The organism is Streptomyces hebeiensis (assembly GCF_052983195.1).
The window spans coordinates 5,931,591-5,951,086 of sequence record NZ_CM129812.1 but is presented as its reverse complement, the minus strand read 5'-3'; the positions used below and the strand labels follow the sequence as shown (position 1 = coordinate 5,951,086).

18 protein-coding genes are annotated in these 19,496 nt (G+C 72.6%); 5 read left to right on the top strand and 13 right to left on the bottom strand.

Going from position 1 to position 19,496, the window contains the following annotated elements; translation table 11 throughout:
- The first annotated feature begins 10 nt into the window (after positions 1-10).
- The 5 genes from ACU6P3_RS25585 to ACU6P3_RS25565 all read left to right on the top strand — a co-directional run bounded on the left by ACU6P3_RS25585 (position 11) and on the right by ACU6P3_RS25565 (position 6,198).
- Entirely contained in the window at positions 11-1,939 is a 1,929-nt protein-coding gene (locus ACU6P3_RS25585) for an ABC transporter substrate-binding protein (RefSeq protein WP_447194278.1), read from the top strand.
- Between the two features lie 3 nt (positions 1,940-1,942).
- Positions 1,943-3,013 (top strand): ABC transporter permease, encoded by a 1,071-nt coding sequence (locus ACU6P3_RS25580; protein ID WP_447194277.1) that lies wholly within the window; start codon positions 1,943-1,945, stop codon positions 3,011-3,013.
- Positions 3,010-3,951, top strand: a complete 942-nt coding sequence (locus ACU6P3_RS25575) for an ABC transporter permease (protein WP_447194276.1) — start codon at positions 3,010-3,012, stop codon at positions 3,949-3,951. Before ACU6P3_RS25580 ends, ACU6P3_RS25575 begins: the two co-directional genes overlap by 4 nt.
- A 92-nt stretch (positions 3,952-4,043) precedes the next feature.
- Entirely contained in the window at positions 4,044-5,036 is a 993-nt protein-coding gene (locus tag ACU6P3_RS25570) for an ABC transporter ATP-binding protein (protein WP_447198072.1), read from the top strand.
- 142 nt (positions 5,037-5,178) lie between these two features.
- On the top strand, positions 5,179-6,198 hold the full coding sequence (locus tag ACU6P3_RS25565; protein WP_447194275.1) for an oligopeptide/dipeptide ABC transporter ATP-binding protein: 1,020 nt from the start codon (positions 5,179-5,181) through the stop codon (positions 6,196-6,198).
- A gap of 178 nt (positions 6,199-6,376) precedes the next feature.
- On the opposite strand, the gene ACU6P3_RS25560 is transcribed toward ACU6P3_RS25565, so the two are convergent.
- The 13 genes from ACU6P3_RS25560 to ACU6P3_RS25500 all read right to left on the bottom strand — a co-directional run bounded on the left by ACU6P3_RS25560 (position 6,377) and on the right by ACU6P3_RS25500 (position 19,387).
- Entirely contained in the window at positions 6,377-7,255 is an 879-nt protein-coding gene (locus tag ACU6P3_RS25560; protein ID WP_447194274.1) for a putative hydro-lyase, read from the bottom strand.
- Entirely contained in the window at positions 7,252-8,577 is a 1,326-nt protein-coding gene (locus ACU6P3_RS25555) for an MFS transporter (RefSeq protein ID WP_447194273.1), read from the bottom strand. The genes ACU6P3_RS25560 and ACU6P3_RS25555 overlap by 4 nt, the downstream gene beginning before the upstream one ends.
- Positions 8,578-8,717: 140 nt before the next feature.
- On the bottom strand, positions 8,718-9,170 hold the full coding sequence (locus ACU6P3_RS25550) for a VOC family protein (RefSeq protein ID WP_344271453.1): 453 nt from the start codon (positions 9,168-9,170) through the stop codon (positions 8,718-8,720).
- A 67-nt stretch (positions 9,171-9,237) separates the two neighbouring features.
- The gene (locus ACU6P3_RS25545) at positions 9,238-10,326 is read right to left on the bottom strand and encodes a 5-oxoprolinase subunit C family protein (protein WP_447194272.1); all 1,089 of its coding nucleotides are present in this window, start codon (positions 10,324-10,326) and stop codon (positions 9,238-9,240) included.
- Positions 10,323-11,006 carry a 5-oxoprolinase subunit B family protein gene (locus ACU6P3_RS25540; RefSeq protein WP_447194271.1) on the bottom strand — a complete coding sequence of 228 codons (684 nt, stop codon included), beginning with the start codon at positions 11,004-11,006 and terminating at the stop codon, positions 10,323-10,325. Before ACU6P3_RS25540 ends, ACU6P3_RS25545 begins: the two co-directional genes overlap by 4 nt.
- Positions 11,003-11,884, bottom strand: a complete 882-nt coding sequence (locus ACU6P3_RS25535) for a LamB/YcsF family protein (RefSeq protein WP_447194270.1) — start codon at positions 11,882-11,884, stop codon at positions 11,003-11,005. Before ACU6P3_RS25535 ends, ACU6P3_RS25540 begins: the two co-directional genes overlap by 4 nt.
- 68 nt (positions 11,885-11,952) lie before the next feature.
- Positions 11,953-12,639 carry a GntR family transcriptional regulator gene (locus ACU6P3_RS25530; RefSeq protein WP_447194269.1) on the bottom strand — a complete coding sequence of 229 codons (687 nt, stop codon included), beginning with the start codon at positions 12,637-12,639 and terminating at the stop codon, positions 11,953-11,955.
- A gap of 165 nt (positions 12,640-12,804) precedes the next feature.
- Entirely contained in the window at positions 12,805-13,755 is a 951-nt protein-coding gene (locus ACU6P3_RS25525; protein WP_344271438.1) for a bifunctional riboflavin kinase/FAD synthetase, read from the bottom strand.
- Between the two features lie 146 nt (positions 13,756-13,901).
- Complete coding sequence (truB, locus tag ACU6P3_RS25520) at positions 13,902-14,801, bottom strand: tRNA pseudouridine(55) synthase TruB (protein WP_447194268.1); 900 nt, start codon at positions 14,799-14,801, stop codon at positions 13,902-13,904.
- Positions 14,798-15,280 (bottom strand): 30S ribosome-binding factor RbfA, encoded by a 483-nt coding sequence (gene rbfA, locus ACU6P3_RS25515; protein WP_344271434.1) that lies wholly within the window; start codon positions 15,278-15,280, stop codon positions 14,798-14,800. Before rbfA ends, truB begins: the two co-directional genes overlap by 4 nt.
- A gap of 122 nt (positions 15,281-15,402) precedes the next feature.
- Entirely contained in the window at positions 15,403-15,696 is a 294-nt protein-coding gene (locus tag ACU6P3_RS25510; RefSeq protein ID WP_030753785.1) for a DUF503 domain-containing protein, read from the bottom strand.
- 194 nt (positions 15,697-15,890) lie between these two features.
- Positions 15,891-18,977: a translation initiation factor IF-2 gene (gene infB / locus ACU6P3_RS25505; protein ID WP_447194267.1), complete on the bottom strand. Its 3,087-nt coding sequence runs from the start codon at positions 18,975-18,977 to the stop codon at positions 15,891-15,893.
- A gap of 164 nt (positions 18,978-19,141) precedes the next feature.
- Positions 19,142-19,387 carry a YlxR family protein gene (locus ACU6P3_RS25500; protein WP_447194266.1) on the bottom strand — a complete coding sequence of 82 codons (246 nt, stop codon included), beginning with the start codon at positions 19,385-19,387 and terminating at the stop codon, positions 19,142-19,144.
- Positions 19,388-19,496: the final 109 nt, after the last annotated feature.

Below are 19,496 nucleotides of genomic sequence, written 5' to 3'. Positions count from 1 at the left end.
GTCACCGTCCATGGTCGAAAGCTCCTCCCCGCGCCCTCCGCAGCAGCCCGCCCCGCCGCAGTACACCTCACCGCACGGCGCCTCGCCGTCGCCCGCCCCACGGCGGCCGGCACGGCGCCGTTCGCACCTCCGGCTCCTCCTGGCCTCGGGTGCCGCGTCCACCGCGCTCGTCGCCGGGAGTGTGCTCCCCCTGGACCCGCTGCTTCCCGCGCCCGCGTCGGCCCGGGCCGACGACGGCGGGAAGGTGCTCACCGTCGCGGTCAGCCAGAGCATGGACTCGCTCAGCCCGTTCCTGGCGCAGCGGCTGGTCAGCACCAGCCTCCTCCGGCTCACCTACGAGTACCTGACGAACTACGACCCCGGGGACGCGCACGCGATTCCGGGGTTCGCCACCGCCTGGAAGCCCTCTGAGGACAAGCTGACCTGGACCTTCACGATCCGCGACGACTCGAAGTGGTCCGACGGGAAGCAGGCGACCGCCGAGGACGCCGCGTGGACCTTCAACAAGATGATGACCGACGAGAACGCGGCCACCGCCAACGGCAACTTCACCGCCAACTTCAAGAAGGTCACCGCGCCCGATCCCCGGACGCTGGTCGTCGAGCTGAAGAAGCCGCAGGCCACGATGGCCGCCCTGGACGTGCCGATCGTGCCCAAGCACATCTGGGAGAAGGTCGGCGACTTCTCGAAGTTCAACAACGACAAGACGTTCCCCGTCGTGGGCAACGGTCCGTTCGTCATCACCGACTTCAAGGTCGACCAGTACGTCAAGCTGAAGCCGAACAAGGACTTCTGGCGCGGGGCGCCCAAGTTCGACGAGCTGGTCCTCAAGTACTACAAGGACGGCGACGCGGCGGTGGCCGCGCTCCAGAAGGGCGAGGTGTCCTTCGTCCCCAACCTCACACCGGCCCAGGCCGCCGCGCTGAAGAACGCCGACGACATCAAGGTCAACGACGCGCCCGGCCGCCGCTTTTACGCCCTCGCCACCAATCCCGGCGCCCGGTCCAGGGACGGCAGGACGTTCGGCGACGGCCATCCGGCGCTGCGCGACCCCGCCGTCCGCAAGGCGCTCTTCCAGGCCGTGGACCGTGAGACGATCATCGACAAGGTGTTCCAGGGCCACGCGGTCGAGGGCCAGGGGTACATCCCGCCGCGCTTCGAGACGTACTTCTGGCAGCCGTCGGACGGGCAGCGGATCGCGTACGACCCGGCCGCCGCGGCCCGCACGCTCGACCGGGCCGGCTACCGGAAGGACGGCGGCGGCCGGCGGCTCGACAAGAACGGCAGACCGCTCTCCCTGCGGATCCTGTGCCACGCCACCGACCCGAACGACAAGGCCGTCGGCAAGTACCTCCAGGAGTGGTGGGGCGAGCTGGGCATCGGGCTGAAGGTCGAGTGCCTCGACAACGTCTCGGATCCCTGGCTCGCGGGGGAGTACGACCTCGCCTTCGACGGCTGGTCCGTCAACCCGGATCCGGACTTCGTCCTCTCCATTCACACGTGCGACGCACTGCCCGCCACGCCCAAGGACACCGGCGCCACCGACAACTTCATCTGCGACAAGGAGTACGACCGGCTCTACGTGCGACAGGCGGCGGAGTACGACCCGGCCGCGCGGGCGGACCTCGTCAAACGGATGGAGTCGCGGCTGTACGACACCGGGTACATGAACGTCATGGCGTACCCGAACGCGGTCGAGGCGTACCGTACCGACCAGATCAAGTCGATCACGACGATGCCGGAGGCCGCGGGCAACCTCTGGGGCCAGGACGGCTACTGGAGCTGGTGGTCCGCGGTACCGGCCGACGGCGACGGCGGCTCCGACAGCTCCTCCTCCACCGGTGTGGTCATCGGGATCGGGGCGGTCGTGGTGGCCGCCGCCGCGGCGGGGCTACTCGTCGCGATGCGGCGCCGTTCCACCGCGGAAGACCGTGAATGACCGATGAGCACCGCGAGCACTCCAGGAGTGGTGGCCGACGCCGCCGGCGGCCCGGCGCGGACCGGGCCGACCGGCGCCGGCGCCCGCACGGGCCCGGCGGCCGCCTACGCGGCGTATGTGGCGGGCAAGCTGGGGGGCGCGGTGATCTCGCTGTTCGCCGTGCTGGTCACCAGCTTCTTCCTGTTCCGGATCATCCCCGGCGACCCCGTCCGGGCCATGACACACGGCAGACCGACATCGCCCGAGCAACTGGCCACGATGCGCCAACAGTTCGGGCTCGACCTGCCCCTGTGGCAGCAGTTCACGGACTACTGCGGCAAGGCGCTGACCGGTGACCTGGGCACGTCCTACCAGTTCCACGCGCCGGTCGGTGAACTGATCGCCCAGAAGGTGCCCGCGACCCTGTTGCTGACCGGCGTCGCCGTGGTGATCTACTCGGCCCTCGGCCTCTGGCTCGGCACCCGCTCCGCCTGGCACCGGGGCGGGCTCGGCGACCGGATCGGCACGGGAGTGGCACTGACGCTGTGGTCCGTGCCGTCCTTCTGGCTGGGGCTGCTGCTGATCATCGTCTTCGCCGTGGGCATCGGACCCGTCCCCGGCATGTTCCCCACCGGCGGGATGCAGTCCGGGGACGCCACGGGTGCCGGCCAGGTCCTCGACGTGGCGCACCACATGGTGCTGCCCGTGCTCACCCTGGTCGCGGTGGGGTACGCGCAGACCCTGCTCGTCATGCGGTCCTCGCTGCTGGACGAGATGGGCGGCGACTACCTCACGACGGCGCGGGCGAAGGGGCTGCGGGACGCGGTCGTACGGCGCCGGCACGCGGTGCCCAACGCCCTGCTGCCCACGGTCACGATGGTCTTCATCAACCTGGGGCACGTGGCGGCCGGCTCGATCCTCGTGGAGACGGTCTTCTCCTGGCCGGGCCTGGGCGGGCTGTTCTACCAGGCGCTGAGCGTGCCCGATCTGCCGCTCGTCCAAGGGCTGTTCCTCGTCTTCGCCGGAGCCATGATCGTGATGAATCTGATCGCCGACCTGCTCTATCCGCTGCTCGACCCCCGGGTGGGCCGATGACCTCCGCGCAACCGCCGTCGGCTCCCGTGCCGCCCGGGTCCGCGGGTGCGAGCGCGGCGTCACTCGCCCGGGCCCGCAGGCGGGCCTCCGCCGCGCGCTTCTGGCGGCGGTACCGCGAGCAGCGCGCCGGGCTCTTCGGTCTGGCGGGGCTGGCGCTCGTCGCGCTCCTGGCCCTCGGCGCACCCCTGCTCGTCGGAGCGGACGTACAGAGCGTGACCGATGCCCCGGGCACGGCACTCCAGGCGCCCAGCGCCGAATTCCCGCTCGGCACCGACCAGTTCGGACGCCCGTTGCTGGGCCTGCTGGTCTGGGGCGCCCGGATCTCCCTGGCGGTGGGGCTGCTGGCGGCGGCGCTGTCGGTGGCCATCGGCGCCCTGGCCGGGATCCTGGCCGGACACTACGGCGGCTGGTTCGCCACGGTCGTCATGCGGATCACCGACTGGTTCCTGGTGATGCCGACGCTGGTCCTGGCGATCGTGCTGGCCACGGTGATGTCCCGGTCGGTGTGGACGGTGATCCTGGCGATCGGCGTCACCAGCTGGCCGACGACCGCACGCCTCGTGCGCGCGCAGACCATCGCCGTCGAGTCCCGCCCGTACATCGAGCGGGCGCGGGCGCTCGGCGGCGGGCACGGCCATGTCATGACCCGCCATGTGCTGCCCAATGTGCTGCCTCTCGTGCTGGCACAGACGACCCTCGGCATCTCCACCGCGATCCTGACGGAGGCCACGCTGGCCTTCCTCGGCCTCGGCGACCCGACCGTCGTGTCCTGGGGCGGCATGCTCCAGGACGCGCGGGAGGCGGGCGCCGTGTCGTCCGGGCACTGGTGGTACCTGGCACCGCCCGGTCTGGCGATCGCGTTCGTCGCGCTCGCGTTCACCCTGTGCGGCCGGGCGATCGAGACCGTGCTCAACCCGAAGCTGGGGGTGTCCCGTTGACCGGAGGTGGCCCGAGGACCGGAGGTGACCCGACCACCGGAGCCGTCCCGTCGGCCGGGGGTGTCCCGTCGGCCGACGCGGCCGGTTCCGGCCTGCTGGAGATCAGGGACCTGCGCGTGACGTACGGGACCGGCGCCGACGCCGTGCCCGCCGTCCGGGGCGTCAGCCTGTCCGTCGGCTCCGGCAGCAAGCTGGGCATCGCCGGGGAGTCCGGCTGCGGGAAGTCCACGCTGGCGCTGGCCCTGCTGCGGCTGCTGCCCGCCACCGCGCGGCTGACGGGCGAGATCCTGCTCGACGGCGAGGACGTCCTCACCATGCGGTGGGGGCGGCTGCGGGCCGTGCGGTGGGCGGGCGCCTCGATCGTCTTCCAGGGGGCGATGCACTCGCTGAACGCGGTGCACCGGATCGGGGACCAGATCGCCGAACCGCTGCTGCTGCACCGACGCGCCACCACCCCGGCCGCCGCGCGGACGCGCGTGGCCGAGTTGTTGGAGCAGGTCGGGCTGCCGGCCGCCCGCGCGGACGCGTATCCGCATGAACTCTCCGGCGGCCAGCGGCAGCGCGTGATGATCGCGATGGCCCTCGCGTGCGATCCCCGGCTGATCGTCGCGGACGAGCCGACGACCGCGCTGGACGTGATGATCCAGGCGCAGATCCTGCGGCTGATCGAGCGGCTGGTCGCGGACCAGGGCATCAGTCTGCTGATGATCAGTCATGACCTGGCGGTGCTCGCGGACACCTGTGACCGGCTGGCCGTGATGTACGCGGGCCGGATCGTCGAGGAGGGCCCGGCGCGCGCGGTGTACGGGGCGGCGGAGCATCCGTACGGCCGGGCGCTGTCCGCCGCCTTCCCGCGCATCGGGGACCCGGCCTCGCGGCGGGCCCCGCGCGGGCTGCCCGGCGACCCGCCCGACCCGTCGGCGCTGCCGTCGGGCTGTACGTTCCACCCGCGCTGCCCGGTCGCGCTGGAGGGGTGCGCCCACGAGGACCAGGAACTGCGCGAGGCGGCGCCGGGCCACCGGGCGGCCTGTGTGCGGGTGGGCACGGCCGTGCCGGCGCAGCCGTCGGCGGAGCCGCGGTCATGACGCCCACCACGACCGGGGCCGGGACCAGGACCGGGGCCGGGACCGAAGCCGGCGCCGCCACCGTACGGTCGCCCCTCTGCGGTCACAACAGCCTTGGCAGTCCCGGCAGTTACAGCAGCCCCGGCAGTCTCAGGAGTCAGCCATGACCACCACCGCCCCCGGGCCGTCCGCTCCCGCCACGACGGCTCCGCTGCTCTCGGCCGCCGAACTGCGCGTCACGTTCCCCGGCCGGCGCGGCGCCCCGGCCGCGCGGGCGGTCGACGGGGTGGACCTCGACATCGGTGCCGGCGAGATCGTGGCCCTGGTCGGCGAGTCCGGCTGCGGCAAGTCCACCCTGGCCCGGGCGCTGCTCGGGCTGGTGGAGCCCACGGCCGGCGCGGTGCGGTTCGCCGGGCGGCCCCTGACGTACGGCTCACGCGCCCTCAAGGCGTACCGCAAGCGCGTGCAGCTGGTCCTCCAGGACCCGAGCGGCTCGCTCAATCCGCGGCACACGGTGTACGACGCGGTCGCGGAGGGCCTGCGCGTCCACGGGTACGCGGGCGACGAGCGGGCGGCCGTCGCCGCGGCGCTGTCCCGGACCGGGCTCCGGCCGCCCGAGCGGTTCTTCCTGCGCTATCCGCACGAACTCTCGGGCGGCCAGCGGCAGCGCGTCGTGATCGCGGGGGCGCTCGTCCTGGAACCCGAACTGATCGTCGCGGACGAGCCGGTGGCCTCCCTGGACGCCTCCGTACGCGGCGAGATCCTGGCGCTGCTGCTGTCGCTGCGGGCCGAACTGGGCCTGTCCGCGCTGGTGGTGACGCACGACCTGGGCCTGGCCTGGAACATCGCGGACCGGGTGGCGGTCATGTACCTGGGCAGGATCGTGGAGACGGGCCCGGTCGAGGAGGTCCTGACCGCGCCCCGGCACCCTTACACCCAGGCCCTGTTGTCCGTCCTGCCGGAGTCCGGGGCGCCGCCGGTGGTGCTGACGGGCGAGCCGCCGGACCCGGCCCGGATCCCGGGCGGCTGCCGCTTCCACGCCCGGTGCCAGGTGCTGGCCTCGGGCGACGCGGAGAGGGCGGGGGTGGCGCACCGCTGCCGTACGGCCGACCCGCCGGTCCTGACGGGCGGGGCGGCCCCGCAGGTGGCCTGCCACTGGGCGGCGGCGCGCGTGGAGAGCTGACGAGCCGCCCACTCCGACGACAGGCCGGGAACAACACCGGCCCTGTACGGGCCGTACAGGGCCACGGGACCGAGGACGGGCCGGACGGCCGGACGCCGGACGCCGGACGCCGGACGGCCGGACGCGTACGGGTGCCGGACGCGTACGGGTGCCGCGCCCCGGGCCCGGACTCCCGGGTTCAGACGGCGTCGGCGAGGTCCACGGTGTGGTCGAACACGAACATGTGGCCGGGGAAGTGGGTGATCGTGTAGTCGGCGGCCGCCGCCGGGAGCACCAGCTGAGGTGTCACCCCGCAGGCCCAGAACACCATGGTGTCCCCCTCCTCGACCACCGGCGGCGGCCCGAAGTCCGGCCGCGCCAGGTCCGCGATGCCGATCGCCGCCGGATCGCCGATGTGCACGGGGGCGCCGTGCCCGGTCGGGTAGCGGGCGGTGACCTCGACGGCCCGCGCGACAAGCCCGGCGGGGATCGCCCGCCCGCTGACCACCAGCGGTCCTGAGAGACGCCCGGCGGGGCGGGTCGCCACATCGGTGACGTAGACGGCGGGCGCCGACGAGTCCGCCGCGTACCGTACGGGCACCCCGGCCCGGCGCAGCGGCCCCTCGAAGGTGTGGCTGCACCCCAGCAGGAAGCCGACGGCGTCGTCGCGCCAGTGCTCCGTGATGTCGTGCGGCTCCTCGACCAGCCGTCCCCGGCGCCACACGCGGTAGCGGGGCAGGGCGGTCCTGAGATCGGCCTCCGTCCCGCCGAGGCGCACCACGGGGTCGCCGGGCTCGGTGACGGCGATGACGGGGCAGGGCGCGGGGTTGCGGGTGCAGTAGAGCAGGAAGTCGAAGGCCAGGTCGTACGGGACGACGACCAGGTTGGCCTGCTGGTAGCCGTCCAGGATGCCGGCCGTGGGCCCGGTCCACGCGCCGCTCGCCACCAGGCGCCGCAGCTCTCCGGGCGTGGCGGGCACGGTCTCTCCCCGCCCTGTGCGTACCGTGCCGCCGTCGGCCCGTGCTGTGCCGCCGTCCGCCCGTACCGTGTCCTCGTCCGTCCGTACCGTGTCGGTCACGCCAGCTCCTCTCGGCCGGTCTCCTTGACGGTGAGCAGCGTCAGCAGGGCCATCACCACGGCCGCCATCAGCAGGAATCCGGGGGCGAGCAGATTGCCCGTGCGGGAGATCAGCCAGGTGGCCAGGTAGGGGCTGAGTCCGCCGCCGAGGATCGTGCCGATGTTGAAGCTGAAGGACAGTCCGGTGTAGCGCACGCGGGTCGGGAAGAGTTCGGCGTACGTCGGGTACGTGACCGACTGCACGATGGGCATCGGCAGGGCGAGCACGACCATCGCGACGACCGCGAGCGGGAAGCTGCCGAGACCCATGACCAGCATGGCCGGGACGACCAGGACCCCGTATCCGGCGAAGCCGAGGGTGATGACCTTCTTGCGCCCCCACCGGTCGGACAGCGCGCCGAAGACGGGCATCAGACAGGCCACGAACAGCCCGATCCCGCCCATGATCCAGAACGTGGAGTCCTTGGCGTAGCCGAGGTCGGTGGTCAGGTAGATGTTCATGAAGATCAGGCCGACCCAGTAGCCGCAGTTGGAACCGGTGGCCAGCAGGGTCACCTTGATCAGCGGCGCGCGGTGCCGCGTCAGCACCTCGGACAACGGGGCCTTGGCCGTGGCGCGATTCTCCTTCGTGGCCAGGAACGCCTCGGAGTCCTCCAGGTGTTTGCGGGCGATCAGCGCCACGACGACCAGTGGCAGCGAGAGCAGGAACGGGATCCGCCAGCCGTACGCCTCCAGTTGGGCCTCGCTCAGTACGGTCGAGACGATGCCCGCGACCAGTGCGGCGGTGCCGCCGCCGATGGCCACCCCGACCGGGGTGAAGGAGCCGAAGAAACCGCGCCTGCCGCGTGGCGCGGCCTCGGCCAGATAGGTGGCCGCGCCGGTCACCTCGCCGCCGGCGAAGAACCCCTGCGCCAGCCGGACCAGCAGCAGCGCGAGCGGTGCGGCGACGCCGACGGAGGCGGCGGTGGGCAGCAGCCCGACGGTCATGGTGGCCGTGCCCATGCCCACGACCGTGAGGACCAGCACCGGCTTGCGGCCGACGCGGTCCCCCAGCCTGCCGAGGACGATGCCGCCGAGCGGACGCATCAGGAAGGCGCTGCCGAACACCGCGAGGGTGGACAGCAGGGCGGCGGTGGGGTCGTCGCCGGGGAAGAAGTGGGGGCCGAGCACGACGGCCAGATAGCCATAAACGCCGAACTCGTAGTACTCGATCGCGGTTCCGGCCGCCGCGGCGAGCGCCGCTCTGCGGGGGCCGTGCGGGGCCGTGGCCCGGTCCGACGCGGTGGCCGCCGGTGGCGGCACGGTCGTTGGTACGCTCGTCATGAAGTCCTCCGGTCTGGCATGTCCTGTGGCGGGATGTGATGGCAGACGCGTGCGGGTATCGCATCGGGGGCCGTACGACGGTCATCCGCGGGACCAGTCCTCCCATGGATGACCGTCATCGTTGTCGGCTCGGCCGGGATTCAGACGGCGAAGAGCCTGCTGATGTCGGCGAACGCCTTGAACTCCAGCGCGTTGCCCGCCGGGTCCAGGAAGAACATCGTCCACTGCTCGCCCGGCTCCCCCTGGAAGCGGACGTACGGCTCGATCACGAACTCGGTGCCCACGGCCGTGAGCCGCTCGGCGAGTTCCTTGAACTCCGGTACCGGCAGGACCAGTCCGAAGTGGGGCACCGGCACCTGGTGGCCGTCGACGGGGTTGGTGCCGGCGATGCCGTCGCGCGGCGTGTCCGACGGGCCGTCACCGACCTGGTGGGTGACGACCTGGTGGCCGCCGAAGTTCCAGTCGATCCACTTGGTGTCCGAGCGGCCCTCGGAGAAGCCGAGGACCTTGCCGTAGAACTCCCGGGCCTTGGCGATGTCGTCGACCGGGATGGCCAGGTGGAAGGGCGGGAGGGCGGTGGGCTGTGCGGTCATGGCGAGTATCTCCTCAAGGGGTTGTGACCGGTTCCATGCGGTTCGACCGGTGGGTTCACCGGCCCGTTCATCCCGTGGGCGCGAGCCTTAGCTCGTCCCCGGGCTTGGCCTGGCCGACGAGGTCGGTGTCGGCGTCCGTGAGAACGCCGATGACGGGATAGCCACCCGTGACCGGGTGGTCGGACAGGAAGATGATCGGCTCGCCGGACGGCGGCACCTGGATGGCGCCGCGCACCATGCCCTCACTGGCGAGATCGACCGAGCCGATCGCCAGCGCGGGCCCGGTGAGCCGGGCGCCGACCCGGTCGCACTGCCCGGACAGCCGCCAGGCCGTCGAGGTCAGACGGCGCCGGTCGGCGGCACCGAACAGGTCGTGCCGCGGCCCCCAGCGGAACCGCGCGGTCAGCGCGCCACCGGCCGGTACGACGCTGAACGCCAGCTCCAGCGGCACCGCGGGGACCGGGCGGGCGGCTCCGACGCGCAAGCCCGTCCCGGCGCGGACCGGCTCGGGCCCCAGTCCAGTGAGCCAGTCACGGGAGGCCGAGCCGAGGACCCGGTCCACCTCGATGCCGCCGGACACGGCGAGGTAACTGCGGCAGCCGGCCCAGGGCCGCCCGATCTCCAGCAGGCACCCCGCGGGCAGCCGCACGAGCGCCGGACGGTCGACGGGCACCCCGTCCACGGTGACGGGGGCGGGCGCGCCGGTGACCGATACGTACCGGTCCTCGGACAGCGTGACGGCGAGCCCGCCGATCGTCACCTCCAGGGCGGGGGTGTTCTCGGGGTTGCCGACGAGCCGGTTGGCGAGGGTGAAGCTGCGCCGGTCGGTGGGGCCCGAGGCCGGCACGCCGAGGTGGGCGAGGCCCGGCCGGCCCAGGTCCTGGACGCTGGTCGCGACGCCCGGTGCGACCACGGACAGCACGGCGGCGGACCGGGGCGCGGTACGGGCCGTACCGGCGGCTGCCGCACCGGCCGTACCGTCCGAACAGGCGGGAGCCTCGCGGTCCGTACGGGCGGGAGCCTCGCGGTCCGTACGGGCGGGAGCCTCGCGGTCCGTACGGGCCGCGGGCACTGCGGGTACGGCCGGAGCCGAGGCCGCCGTCGTGGCCCCCGCCGTCGTGGTCCGCCGGGCGCCGGAGTCCGCGGCGCCCGTCATGGCGTCACCGCCTGGAAGACGACCCGGTCCCCCACCGCCAGCCGGTTGGGCGGGTCGGCGGTCACGTCCCACAGCCGGATCGTGGTGGTGCCTATCTGGTGCCAGCCGCCGGGGGTCCCGCCGGGGTAGACGACGGTCTGGTTCCCGGCGATGGCCACCACCCCGGCCGGCACCCGCGCCCGGGGGCTGGGCAGCCGGGGCAGCCGCAGCGGCTCCGGTACGCCGTCCAGGTAGGCGAATCCGGGCGCGAAACCGAAGAAGGCGACCGCGTGTTCGCCGCTCGCGTGCAGCCGGGCGACCTCTTCCGGGGACACTCCGGTGCGCTCGGCCACGGCCGGCAGATCGGGCCCGTCGTAGCGGACGGGGATCACGACCGTACGGTTCGGGGCGTCCGGCCCCTCCCCCTCGGTACCCGTCGCGCCGGAACGCCCGGCCGCGTCGAGTTCGTCCAGTTCGGCCAGCAGCGCGCGCAGCCGGGTGGCCAGCGGCTCCATGCCGCCCCGTCCGTCCGCCACGACCAGGACGGTCCCGGCCGCCGGCACGATCTCCCGAAGCTCCCGGGCCCAGGGCCGTTCCCTGATCGCGGTGGCCACCCGCGCCGGGCGCCGCCCGGCGCACTCGATCAGCCAGCCGCGGTCGCCCGCCCGGCGCAGCACCGGTTCGCTCACCGTCACGCTCATCGCCCGGCCTCCGTGCCACCCACGGCACCCGCGCCACTCGCGCCGACCGTGCTCCCCGCACTCGCCGCACTCGCCGTGCTCTCGACGGCGACCGGGGACGCCACATCGGCGGGCGTACGGCTCTCGATCCCGGCGGCGGCCAGCCCTGCCCGTACGGCGGCGGCGATGGCGACCGCGCCCGGGGTGTCGCTGTGCACGCACAGCGCCGCCAGCGCTCCGCCCTGCGGCGCGATGTCCACCGTCCGGCCGGACACCGAGACCACCGTCCCCGTCCGCGCCATCAGCACCGCGCGCCGGGCCGCCTCGTCCGGGTCGGTGATCAGCGCACCCGGCTCGGACCTCGGCACCAGCAGGCCCTCGTCGGTGTAGCCGCGGTCCACGAACCCCTCGGCCAGCGGGCGCAGTCCCGCCTCGACCGCCCGGGTCCAGACCTCCGTGCGCGGCTGGCAGAGCAGGGGCAGGCGCCGGTCGAACAGGGACACCGCCTCGACGATCGCGGCCGCGTGTCCACCATGGCGCGCCGCCACGTTGTAGAGGGCGCCATGGGCCTTCACATAGCTGATCCGGCTCCCCGCGAGACGGGCGAAGACGTCCAACGCGCCCATCTGGTAGAGGAGTTCGTTGATCAGGGTGGGGGCGGGCACGTCGACGAAGCGCCGGCCGAAGCCCGCGAGGTCCCGGTAGGAGACCTGAGCGCCGATCGCCACGCCCCTGGCCGCGCTCGCCGCGCAGGTGCGCCGCAGGATGTCGGGGTCACCGGCGTGGAAGCCGCAGGCGACGTTCGCGGCCGTCACCTGGTCGAGAAGCGGTCCCTCGTCCGCCGGGCCCCAGGCCCCGAATCCCTCGCCGACGTCCGAGTTGATCGCTATGCCCGCCATATCAGCCGTCCCCGTCGTCCTCGTCGTCCCCGCCGCTTCCGCCGTATCCGCCACACCCGCCGCGCCCGTCACCGCGCCGACTCCGCCCAGTAGGCGTGCAGGGCGGCGCTGCTCTTCTCCCACGCGCCGTGCAGTCCCTGCTGGCCGCCGTCGATGTGCGCGACGATCTGGCGGGCCAGCTCCTCCGCGTCCCCCTCGGCCAACGCCCGCACCATGGCGGCGTGTTCGTGCTGGACGCGTTCGTAGGCCGATGTGCCGTGCACGTAGAAGCGGGAGTACGGCTCCAGCCGGTGGTACATCTGCGCGATGATTTCGTAGCGCAGCGGCAGCCGGGAAAGCCGGTACATGTCGAGGTGAAAAGCGAGATTGGTCCGCGACCAGGAATCCGCGCCGACTTCACCGACCCGGTCCATTTCACCGACCATCGCCTCGAACCGGCTGATGTCCCGGCGGGAGATCCGCTCGGTGACATGCTCGGCGAAACTCGGCTCGATCAGCCGACGGAGATTGTAGATCTCGTCGATCTCGTCCAGGTCCAGCAGTGTCACGAACGTACCGCTGCCCGGCTTCGTGGTCAGCAGCCCCTCGCTGCTCAGCGTGCGCATGGCCTCCCTGAGCGGAATGCGGCTCACGCCGAACCGGTCGGCGAGTTCATCCTGAATCAGCCGGTGACCCGGCGGATAAACTCCGCTGACAATGAGGCTGCGCAGCTCACGGGTGAGCGCGTCCGCGCCTTTGGCGCCGGCCGACGGCACACCGTGGACTCCTCGATCGACTCGATTCATACGCCGTGTATACAGTGGATACGTCGAGGCCCGCAAGAGATTGAACGCCGGCAATCGCGAATTAACCGGACCGAAATCGCGCCCGTCCGGCCGTCACACGCGTCCGCACGCCCTCCGGAGCGCTCCGCGCCCGGTCTACGCGTCGTACTCCTCGGTCAGCGCCCGCGAGCGCTTCACGTCGTCCCCGATCGCCTCGAGCAGCGCCTCGATGGACTCGAACGTGCGCTGCCCGCGCACGTACACCAGGAAGTCGACCATCACGTGCAGGCCGTACAGGTCCAGCCCCACCCGGTCGATCGCGTAGGCCTCCACGGTCCGCTCCGTGCCGTCGAACTGCGGGTTCGTACCGACCGAGATCGCCGCCGGCATCCGCTCGCCCGCGGCGGTGAGCCAGCCCGCGTACACCCCGTCCGCCGGGATCGCGGTGTGCGGCAGCGTCTCCACGTTGGCCGTGGGGAAGCCCAGCTCGCGCCCGCGCTGCGCGCCGCGCACCACCACGCCCTCGACGCGGTGCGGCCGGCCCAGGATCTCCGCCGCGCCCGCGACATCGCCCTCGGCGACCAGGCGGCGGGTCAGGGTGGACGAGAAGGGGGCGCCACCGCCCGCCTCGCCGGTCACGTACAGGTCCACGACCTCGACCTCGTAGTCGTACGTGACGCCCAGGTCGGCCAGGACCGTGACGTCACCGGCGGCCTTGTGGCCGAAGCGGAAGTTCGGGCCCTCGATCACGGCGCGGGCGTGCAACTTGTCGACCAGGACCTTCACGATGAAGTCCGCGGGCGAGAGCCTGGAGAACTCGAGCGTGAACGGCAGGATCAGGAGCGCGTCCACGCCGAGCTCGCCCATCAGCTCGGCGCGCCGGTGGTGCGGGGCGAGCAGCGGCGGGTGGCTGCCGGGGCGCACGACCTCGCTGGGGTGCGGGTCGAACGTCACCACGACGGAGGGCACGCCCAGCTCCCGCGCCCGCTCCACGGTCCGGCCGATGATCAGCTGGTGTCCGCGGTGCACCCCGTCGTAGGAGCCGATGGTGACGACGCTGCGCCCCCAGTCCTGGGGGATGTCCTCCAAGCCACGCCAGCGCTGCACTGTGACCGCTCCTCGCCCGAAACTCTGCCCGAAACCCTGTCCGTCATCGCCGATGACGCAGCTCTAAGACTGCCATGTCCGTGGCATCCGCCCCGCATCGGCCACCGGGGCCGGCCGGCCGGCCCCGGGCCCGTCGCGCGGGCGCGCTACCCGAAGACCGCGAGACTCTTGGCCTTGCCGCGCTGCTCCTCGACCAGCGCCAGGAGGCGGCCGCCCGGGCCGAAGACGGCCACCGGCCCCTTCCCGAGGGCCGGCATGTCCAGCCGCACACCGTTGAGCAGCAGCCGGGCGCGCCTGTCGTCCACGTCCCAGCGGGTGAACGCCGCCGCCGCGGCCTCGGCGACCGGCATCACCGTCAGCTCCTGCTGGATCTGGTCGAGCGTCCGTGCCGCGTCCAGCGCGTACGGGCCCACCCGGGTCCTGCGCAGGGCCGTCAGGTGTCCGCCGACCCCGAGCCCGGCGCCCAGGTCGCGGGCGAGGGCGCGGATGTACGTGCCGGAGGAGCAGACGACGGAGACGACCAGGTCCTTCACCGGCGTACCGTCCTCGGCCACCGCCTCCCGGACGTCGTACAGCCGGAACGAGGAAACGGTCACCGGCCGGGCCGGGATGTCGAACTCCTCGCCGCCGCGCACCCGGGCGTAGGACCGTTTGCCGTCGATCTTGATGGCGCTGACCTTGGACGGCACCTGCATGAGGTCGCCGGTCAGGTCCGCGATCCCCGCCTCGATCGCCTCGCGGCCCGCCCCCGAGGCGTCGGTGGCGGAGGTGATCTCCCCCTCGGCGTCGTCGGTGACGGTGTTCTGTCCGAGCCTGATCGTGCCGAGGTACTCCTTCTCCGTCAGCGCGAGATGGCCGAGGAGCTTGGTGGCGCGCTCCACGCCCAGGACGAGCACGCCCGTCGCCATGGGGTCGAGGGTGCCCGCGTGGCCGACGCGCCGGGTCCGTGCGATCCCGCGCATCTTGGCGACCACGTCGTGCGAAGTGAAGCCCGACGGCTTGTCCACGATGACAAGCCCGTCGGGCGTCCGGTGCTGATCCGTCATGCCGAGGCGGTGCCGTCCGTGTCGTCGTGGCGATGGGTGTTCTCGTCGTCGGAGGCGTCGTCGGCGTCCTTGCGGTACGGGTCGGCCCCGGCCGCGTACGTCTTGCCGGTCGACTCCTGCCGCACCTGCGCGTCCTTGGCGCGAGCCTGGTCGAGCAGGTCCTCGATCGTCCGGGCGTTGTCCGGGAGGGCGTCGGGGACGAACGCCAGCGTCGGCGTGAACCGCACCCCGGTCTGCCGGCCCACCTCGGAGCGGAGTACACCCTTGGCGCTCTCCAGGGCCGCCGCGGAGGCGGCGCGCTCCTCGTCGTCACCGTAGACCGTGTAGAAGACCGTGGCCTCCCGCAGGTCTCCGGTGACGCGGGCGTCCGTGATGGTCACGAAGCCCAGTCGCGGATCCTTGATACGCCGGTCCAGGGTCTCCGCGACCACGACCTGGATGCGATCGGCCAGCTTGCGGGCCCGCGCGTTGTCGGTCACCGGTCCGTCACTCTTCCTTCTGGGTTTCTTGTCTTGTGGGTGGATGCTTCTCTCGCGCGGGACGGCGCGGTGTCCTCGGAGCCCCGGGGCCCCGGACGGCCGCCCGCGCGCGCTCACGACGGTCAGTCGTCGTCGCCGTGGAGTCTGCGCCGTACGGACAGCAGTTCCACCTCGGGCCGGCCGGCGACCATCCGCTCGCACCGGTCCAGAACGTCCCGGAGATGCGCCCAGTCACCGGAGACCACCGCCAGGCCGATCTCGGCCCTGCGGTAGAGCTCCTGGTCGCCGGTCTCGGCCGCGCTCACCGCGTACTTGCGCTGGAGCTCGGCGACGATCGGCCGGACGACGGAGCGTTTCTCCTTCAACGACCGTACGTCGCCGAGGAGCAGATCGAAGGACAGGGTCCCCACATACATGACTGTCCGGATGTCCCGCCGGTACGGGTTCGAGACCTGCCGGCGTTGGCAGGAACACAGGGAACCGTACACGCAACGGCCGGGGCCGATCGACGGAAATTCACGTCCGTCGACCGGCCCCGGACCGTCGGTCCGCCCGGTGGGTCTTCCGAGGTTCGATCCTCGGAAGACCCACCGGGCGGGACCGCCGCGCGTCAGCCGCGCGGCTTCTCGCGCATCTCGTACGTCGCGATGACGTCGTCGATCTTGATGTCGTTGTAGTTGCCGAGGTTGATACCGCCCTCGAAACCTTCGCGAATCTCGGTGACGTCGTCCTTGAAGCGGCGCAGACCCTGGATCGTGAGGTCCTCCGCGATGACCTTGCCGTCGCGGACGAGCCGGGCCTTCGTGTTCCGCCTGACCTCGCCGGAGCGGATGAGCACACCCGCGATGTTGCCCAGCTTGGACGAGCGGAAGACCTCGCGGATCTCCGCCGTACCGAGCTCGACCTCTTCGTACTCCGGCTTGAGCATGCCCTTGAGGGCCGACTCGATCTCCTCGATCGCCTGGTAGATGACCGAGTAGTAGCGGACGTCCACGCCCTCGCGCTCGGCCATCTGCGCGGCACGCCCGGCGGCGCGCACGTTGAAGCCGATCACGATGGCGTCGGAGCCCATGGCCAGGTCGATGTCCGACTCGGTGACCGCACCCACACCGCGGTGCAGGACACGGATGTCCACCTCTTCGCCGACGTCGAGCTGGAGCAGCGAGGACTCCAGGGCCTCGACCGAACCGGACGCGTCGCCCTTGATGATGAGGTTGAGTTCCTGCACCAGGCCGGCCTTGAGGGCCTCGTCCAGGTTCTCCAGGGAGAACCTGCGGCCCCGGCGGGCGAACGCCGCGTTCCGCTCGCGGGCGGCGCGCTTCTCGGCGATCTGCCGGGCCGTCCGGTCCTCGTCGACCACCAGGAAGTTGTCACCGGCACCGGGGACGTTGGTGAGGCCGAGCACCAGGACGGGCGTCGCCGGGGAGGCTTCCTCGACGTTGTTGCCGTTGTCGTCGAGCATCGCCCGGACCCGGCCGTACGCGTCACCGGCGACCATCGTGTCACCGACGCGGAGCGTGCCGCGCTGGACGAGCACGGTGGCGACGGCGCCGCGGCCCCGGTCGAGGTGGGCCTCGATCGCGATGCCCTGCGCGTCCTGCTCCGGGTTGGCCCGCAGGTCGAGCGAGGCGTCCGCGGTGAGGACCACGGCCTCCAGCAGGCTGTCGATGTGCAGGCCCTGCTTGGCGGAGATGTCGACGAACATCGTGTCGCCGCCGTACTCCTCGGCCACCAGGCCGTACTCGGTCAGCTGACCGCGCACCTTCGTCGGGTCCGCGCCCTCGACGTCGATCTTGTTGACGGCGACCACGATCGGCACGTCCGCTGCCTTGGCGTGGTTGAGCGCCTCGACCGTCTGCGGCATGACACCGTCGTTGGCCGCGACCACCAGGATCGCGATGTCGGTGGACTTGGCACCACGGGCACGCATGGCGGTGAACGCCTCGTGACCCGGGGTGTCGATGAAGGTGATCTTGCGGTCTTCGCCGTTGACCTCGGTGGCGACCTGGTAGGCACCGATGTGCTGGGTGATGCCGCCGGCCTCGCCCGCGATGACGTTCGTCTTGCGGATCGCGTCCAGCAGCCGGGTCTTGCCGTGGTCGACGTGACCCATGACGGTCACGACCGGCGGACGCGCGACGAGGTTCTCCTCGCCGCCCTCGTCGTTGCCGAACTCGATGTCGAAGGACTCGAGAAGCTCGCGGTCCTCCTCCTCCGGGCTGACGATCTCCAGCACGTAGTTCATCTCGGTGGCCAGCAGCTCGAGCGTCTCGTCCGAGACCGACTGCGTGGCGGTGACCATCTCACCGAGGTTCATCATCACGGCGACGAGCGACGCCGGGTTGGCGTTGATCTTCTCCGCGAAGTCGGTGAGCGAGGCACCGCGCGACAGCCGGACGCTCTGCCCGTTGCCGCGGGGCAGCATCACACCGCCGACCGACGGGGCCTGCATGGCCTCGTACTCCTGACGGCGCTGCCGCTTCGACTTGCGGCCACGGCGGGCGGGCCCGCCGGGACGGCCGAACGCGCCCTGCGTGCCACCACGGCCACCGGGACCACCCGGACGGCCGCCGAAGCCGGGACGGCCACCGCCGCCGCCGAAGCCACCGCCGCCGGGACGGCCCGGGGCACCGCCGCCGCCACCCGGACGACCGGCGAAGCCACCGCCGCCACCGCCACCGGGACGACCGGCGAAACCGCCGCCGCCACCGGGACGACCGCCGCCGCCACCGGGCCGGCCGGCGCCACCGGGACCACGGCCGCCGGGGCCGCCACCGGGACGGGGGCCCGCCGCGGGACGCTGCGGCATCATGCCCGGGTTGGGCCGGTTGCCACCGGGACCCGCCGGGCGGGGCGCCTGCGGGCGCGGCATGTTGCCGGGGCTGGGCCGGCCGGACTGCGCGCCGGCGCCGCCCTGCGGACGGGGGCCGCCGCCGGCCTGGCCGGAGCCCTGCGGGCGCGGCCCGCCGGGAGCACCGGGGCCGCCCGGCCGCGGCGCGCCGCCGGGACGGGGCGCCTGCGGGCGCGCCATGCCGGTGGAACCGCCGGAGGTGAAGGGGTTGTTGCCCGGACGCGGGCCCGCGGGACGGGCGCCGGGACGCGGGGCCTGGCCGGGACGCGCACCGCCGGAACGGCCGCCCTGACGCTGGTCACCGTGACCACCGCCCTGACGGGTGTCGCCCTGGCCGCCGCCCTGGCGCGGGTCGCCCGGACGGGCGGACGGGCGCGGGCCGGGGGTGGCACCGGGCCGGGGGCCGGCCGGGGCCGACGGGGGCGCGGTGAACTCGGGGGCCGCGGGCGCGGCCGGAGCCGGCTTGGGCGCCGCCGGACCGGGGCGCGGACCCGGCCGCGGACCGGGGGCGGGCGCACCGGCGGAAGGGGTGCTCTTCGGGGCCTCGGCGGCCGGCGGCTTGGGGGCCGGGACACCGGGCTTGGGGGCTGCGGGACGCGCCACCTGCGCCGGGGAGGGCGCGGCGGGCTTGGGGGCGGCCTTGCGGGGCGCCCCTGGCTTGGCAGCGGGCCGGCCGGCGTTGCCGCCGGGCCCCTGCAAAGCGTCAGTAAGTTTGCGTACGACCGGCGCCTCGATCGTCGACGACGCCGAACGGACGAATTCACCGAGTTCCTGGAGCTTGGCCATGACGACCTTGCTCTCCACACCGAACTCCTTGGCGAGTTCGTATACCCGGACCTTAGCCACTTCGCTCCTTTGAGGTCCGGTTACCGCCGGACCGTCGCTACTTCATGGGCGTACTCATCGCGTACTCATCGAGTGCTCATCGCAATCTCGACCTACTTCCAACTCGCGAGGTACCTGAACCGCACGGGGTCCCGTGCCGTACTTCTTCTTGCAGTGCCCGCTTCTCACGGTGCGGCCCGCTCCGAGACCTCCTCGACGGCCCGGCGTACCTCCGCGCTGTCGAGCGGTCCCTGGACCCGGAAGGCCCGTGGGAACGCCCGGCGGCGGACCGCCAGATCGAGACAGATCAAGGCGGGGTGCAGATAAGCACCCCGGCCGGGCAGCGTACCGCGTTGATCGGGAACACAGTGCTCTTCGATCACCACGATGCGCAGCAGATCGTTCTTGGCCGCTCGCTTCCGGCAGCCCACGCAGGTTCGCTCAGGGCAGGCACGGTCGCTCGTCCGGCCAGACGCAATCAAGTCTACCTCCCCGCACCGGCCCCGCTCCTGTGGGGTAGAGGCCGAACACGCTCCGTAT

Excerpts from the sequence above, each read along its gene's own strand:
- ACU6P3_RS25545 (WP_447194272.1), bottom strand. The coding sequence starts at position 10,326 with ATGACGGGCGCCGCGGACTCCGGCGCCCGGCGGACCACGACGGCGGGG.
- ACU6P3_RS25510 (WP_030753785.1), bottom strand. The coding sequence starts at position 15,696 with ATGTATGTGGGGACCCTGTCCTTCGATCTGCTCCTCGGCGACGTACGG.
- ACU6P3_RS25540 (WP_447194271.1), bottom strand. The coding sequence starts at position 11,006 with ATGAGCGTGACGGTGAGCGAACCGGTGCTGCGCCGGGCGGGCGACCGC.
- ACU6P3_RS25550 (WP_344271453.1), bottom strand. The coding sequence starts at position 9,170 with ATGACCGCACAGCCCACCGCCCTCCCGCCCTTCCACCTGGCCATCCCG.
- ACU6P3_RS25580 (WP_447194277.1), top strand. The coding sequence starts at position 1,943 with ATGAGCACCGCGAGCACTCCAGGAGTGGTGGCCGACGCCGCCGGCGGC.
- ACU6P3_RS25585 (WP_447194278.1), top strand. The coding sequence starts at position 11 with ATGGTCGAAAGCTCCTCCCCGCGCCCTCCGCAGCAGCCCGCCCCGCCG.
- ACU6P3_RS25575 (WP_447194276.1), top strand. The coding sequence starts at position 3,010 with ATGACCTCCGCGCAACCGCCGTCGGCTCCCGTGCCGCCCGGGTCCGCG.
- ACU6P3_RS25565 (WP_447194275.1), top strand. The coding sequence starts at position 5,179 with ATGACCACCACCGCCCCCGGGCCGTCCGCTCCCGCCACGACGGCTCCG.
- ACU6P3_RS25555 (WP_447194273.1), bottom strand. The coding sequence starts at position 8,577 with ATGACGAGCGTACCAACGACCGTGCCGCCACCGGCGGCCACCGCGTCG.
- truB (WP_447194268.1), bottom strand. The coding sequence starts at position 14,801 with ATGACGGATCAGCACCGGACGCCCGACGGGCTTGTCATCGTGGACAAG.
- ACU6P3_RS25535 (WP_447194270.1), bottom strand. The coding sequence starts at position 11,884 with ATGGCGGGCATAGCGATCAACTCGGACGTCGGCGAGGGATTCGGGGCC.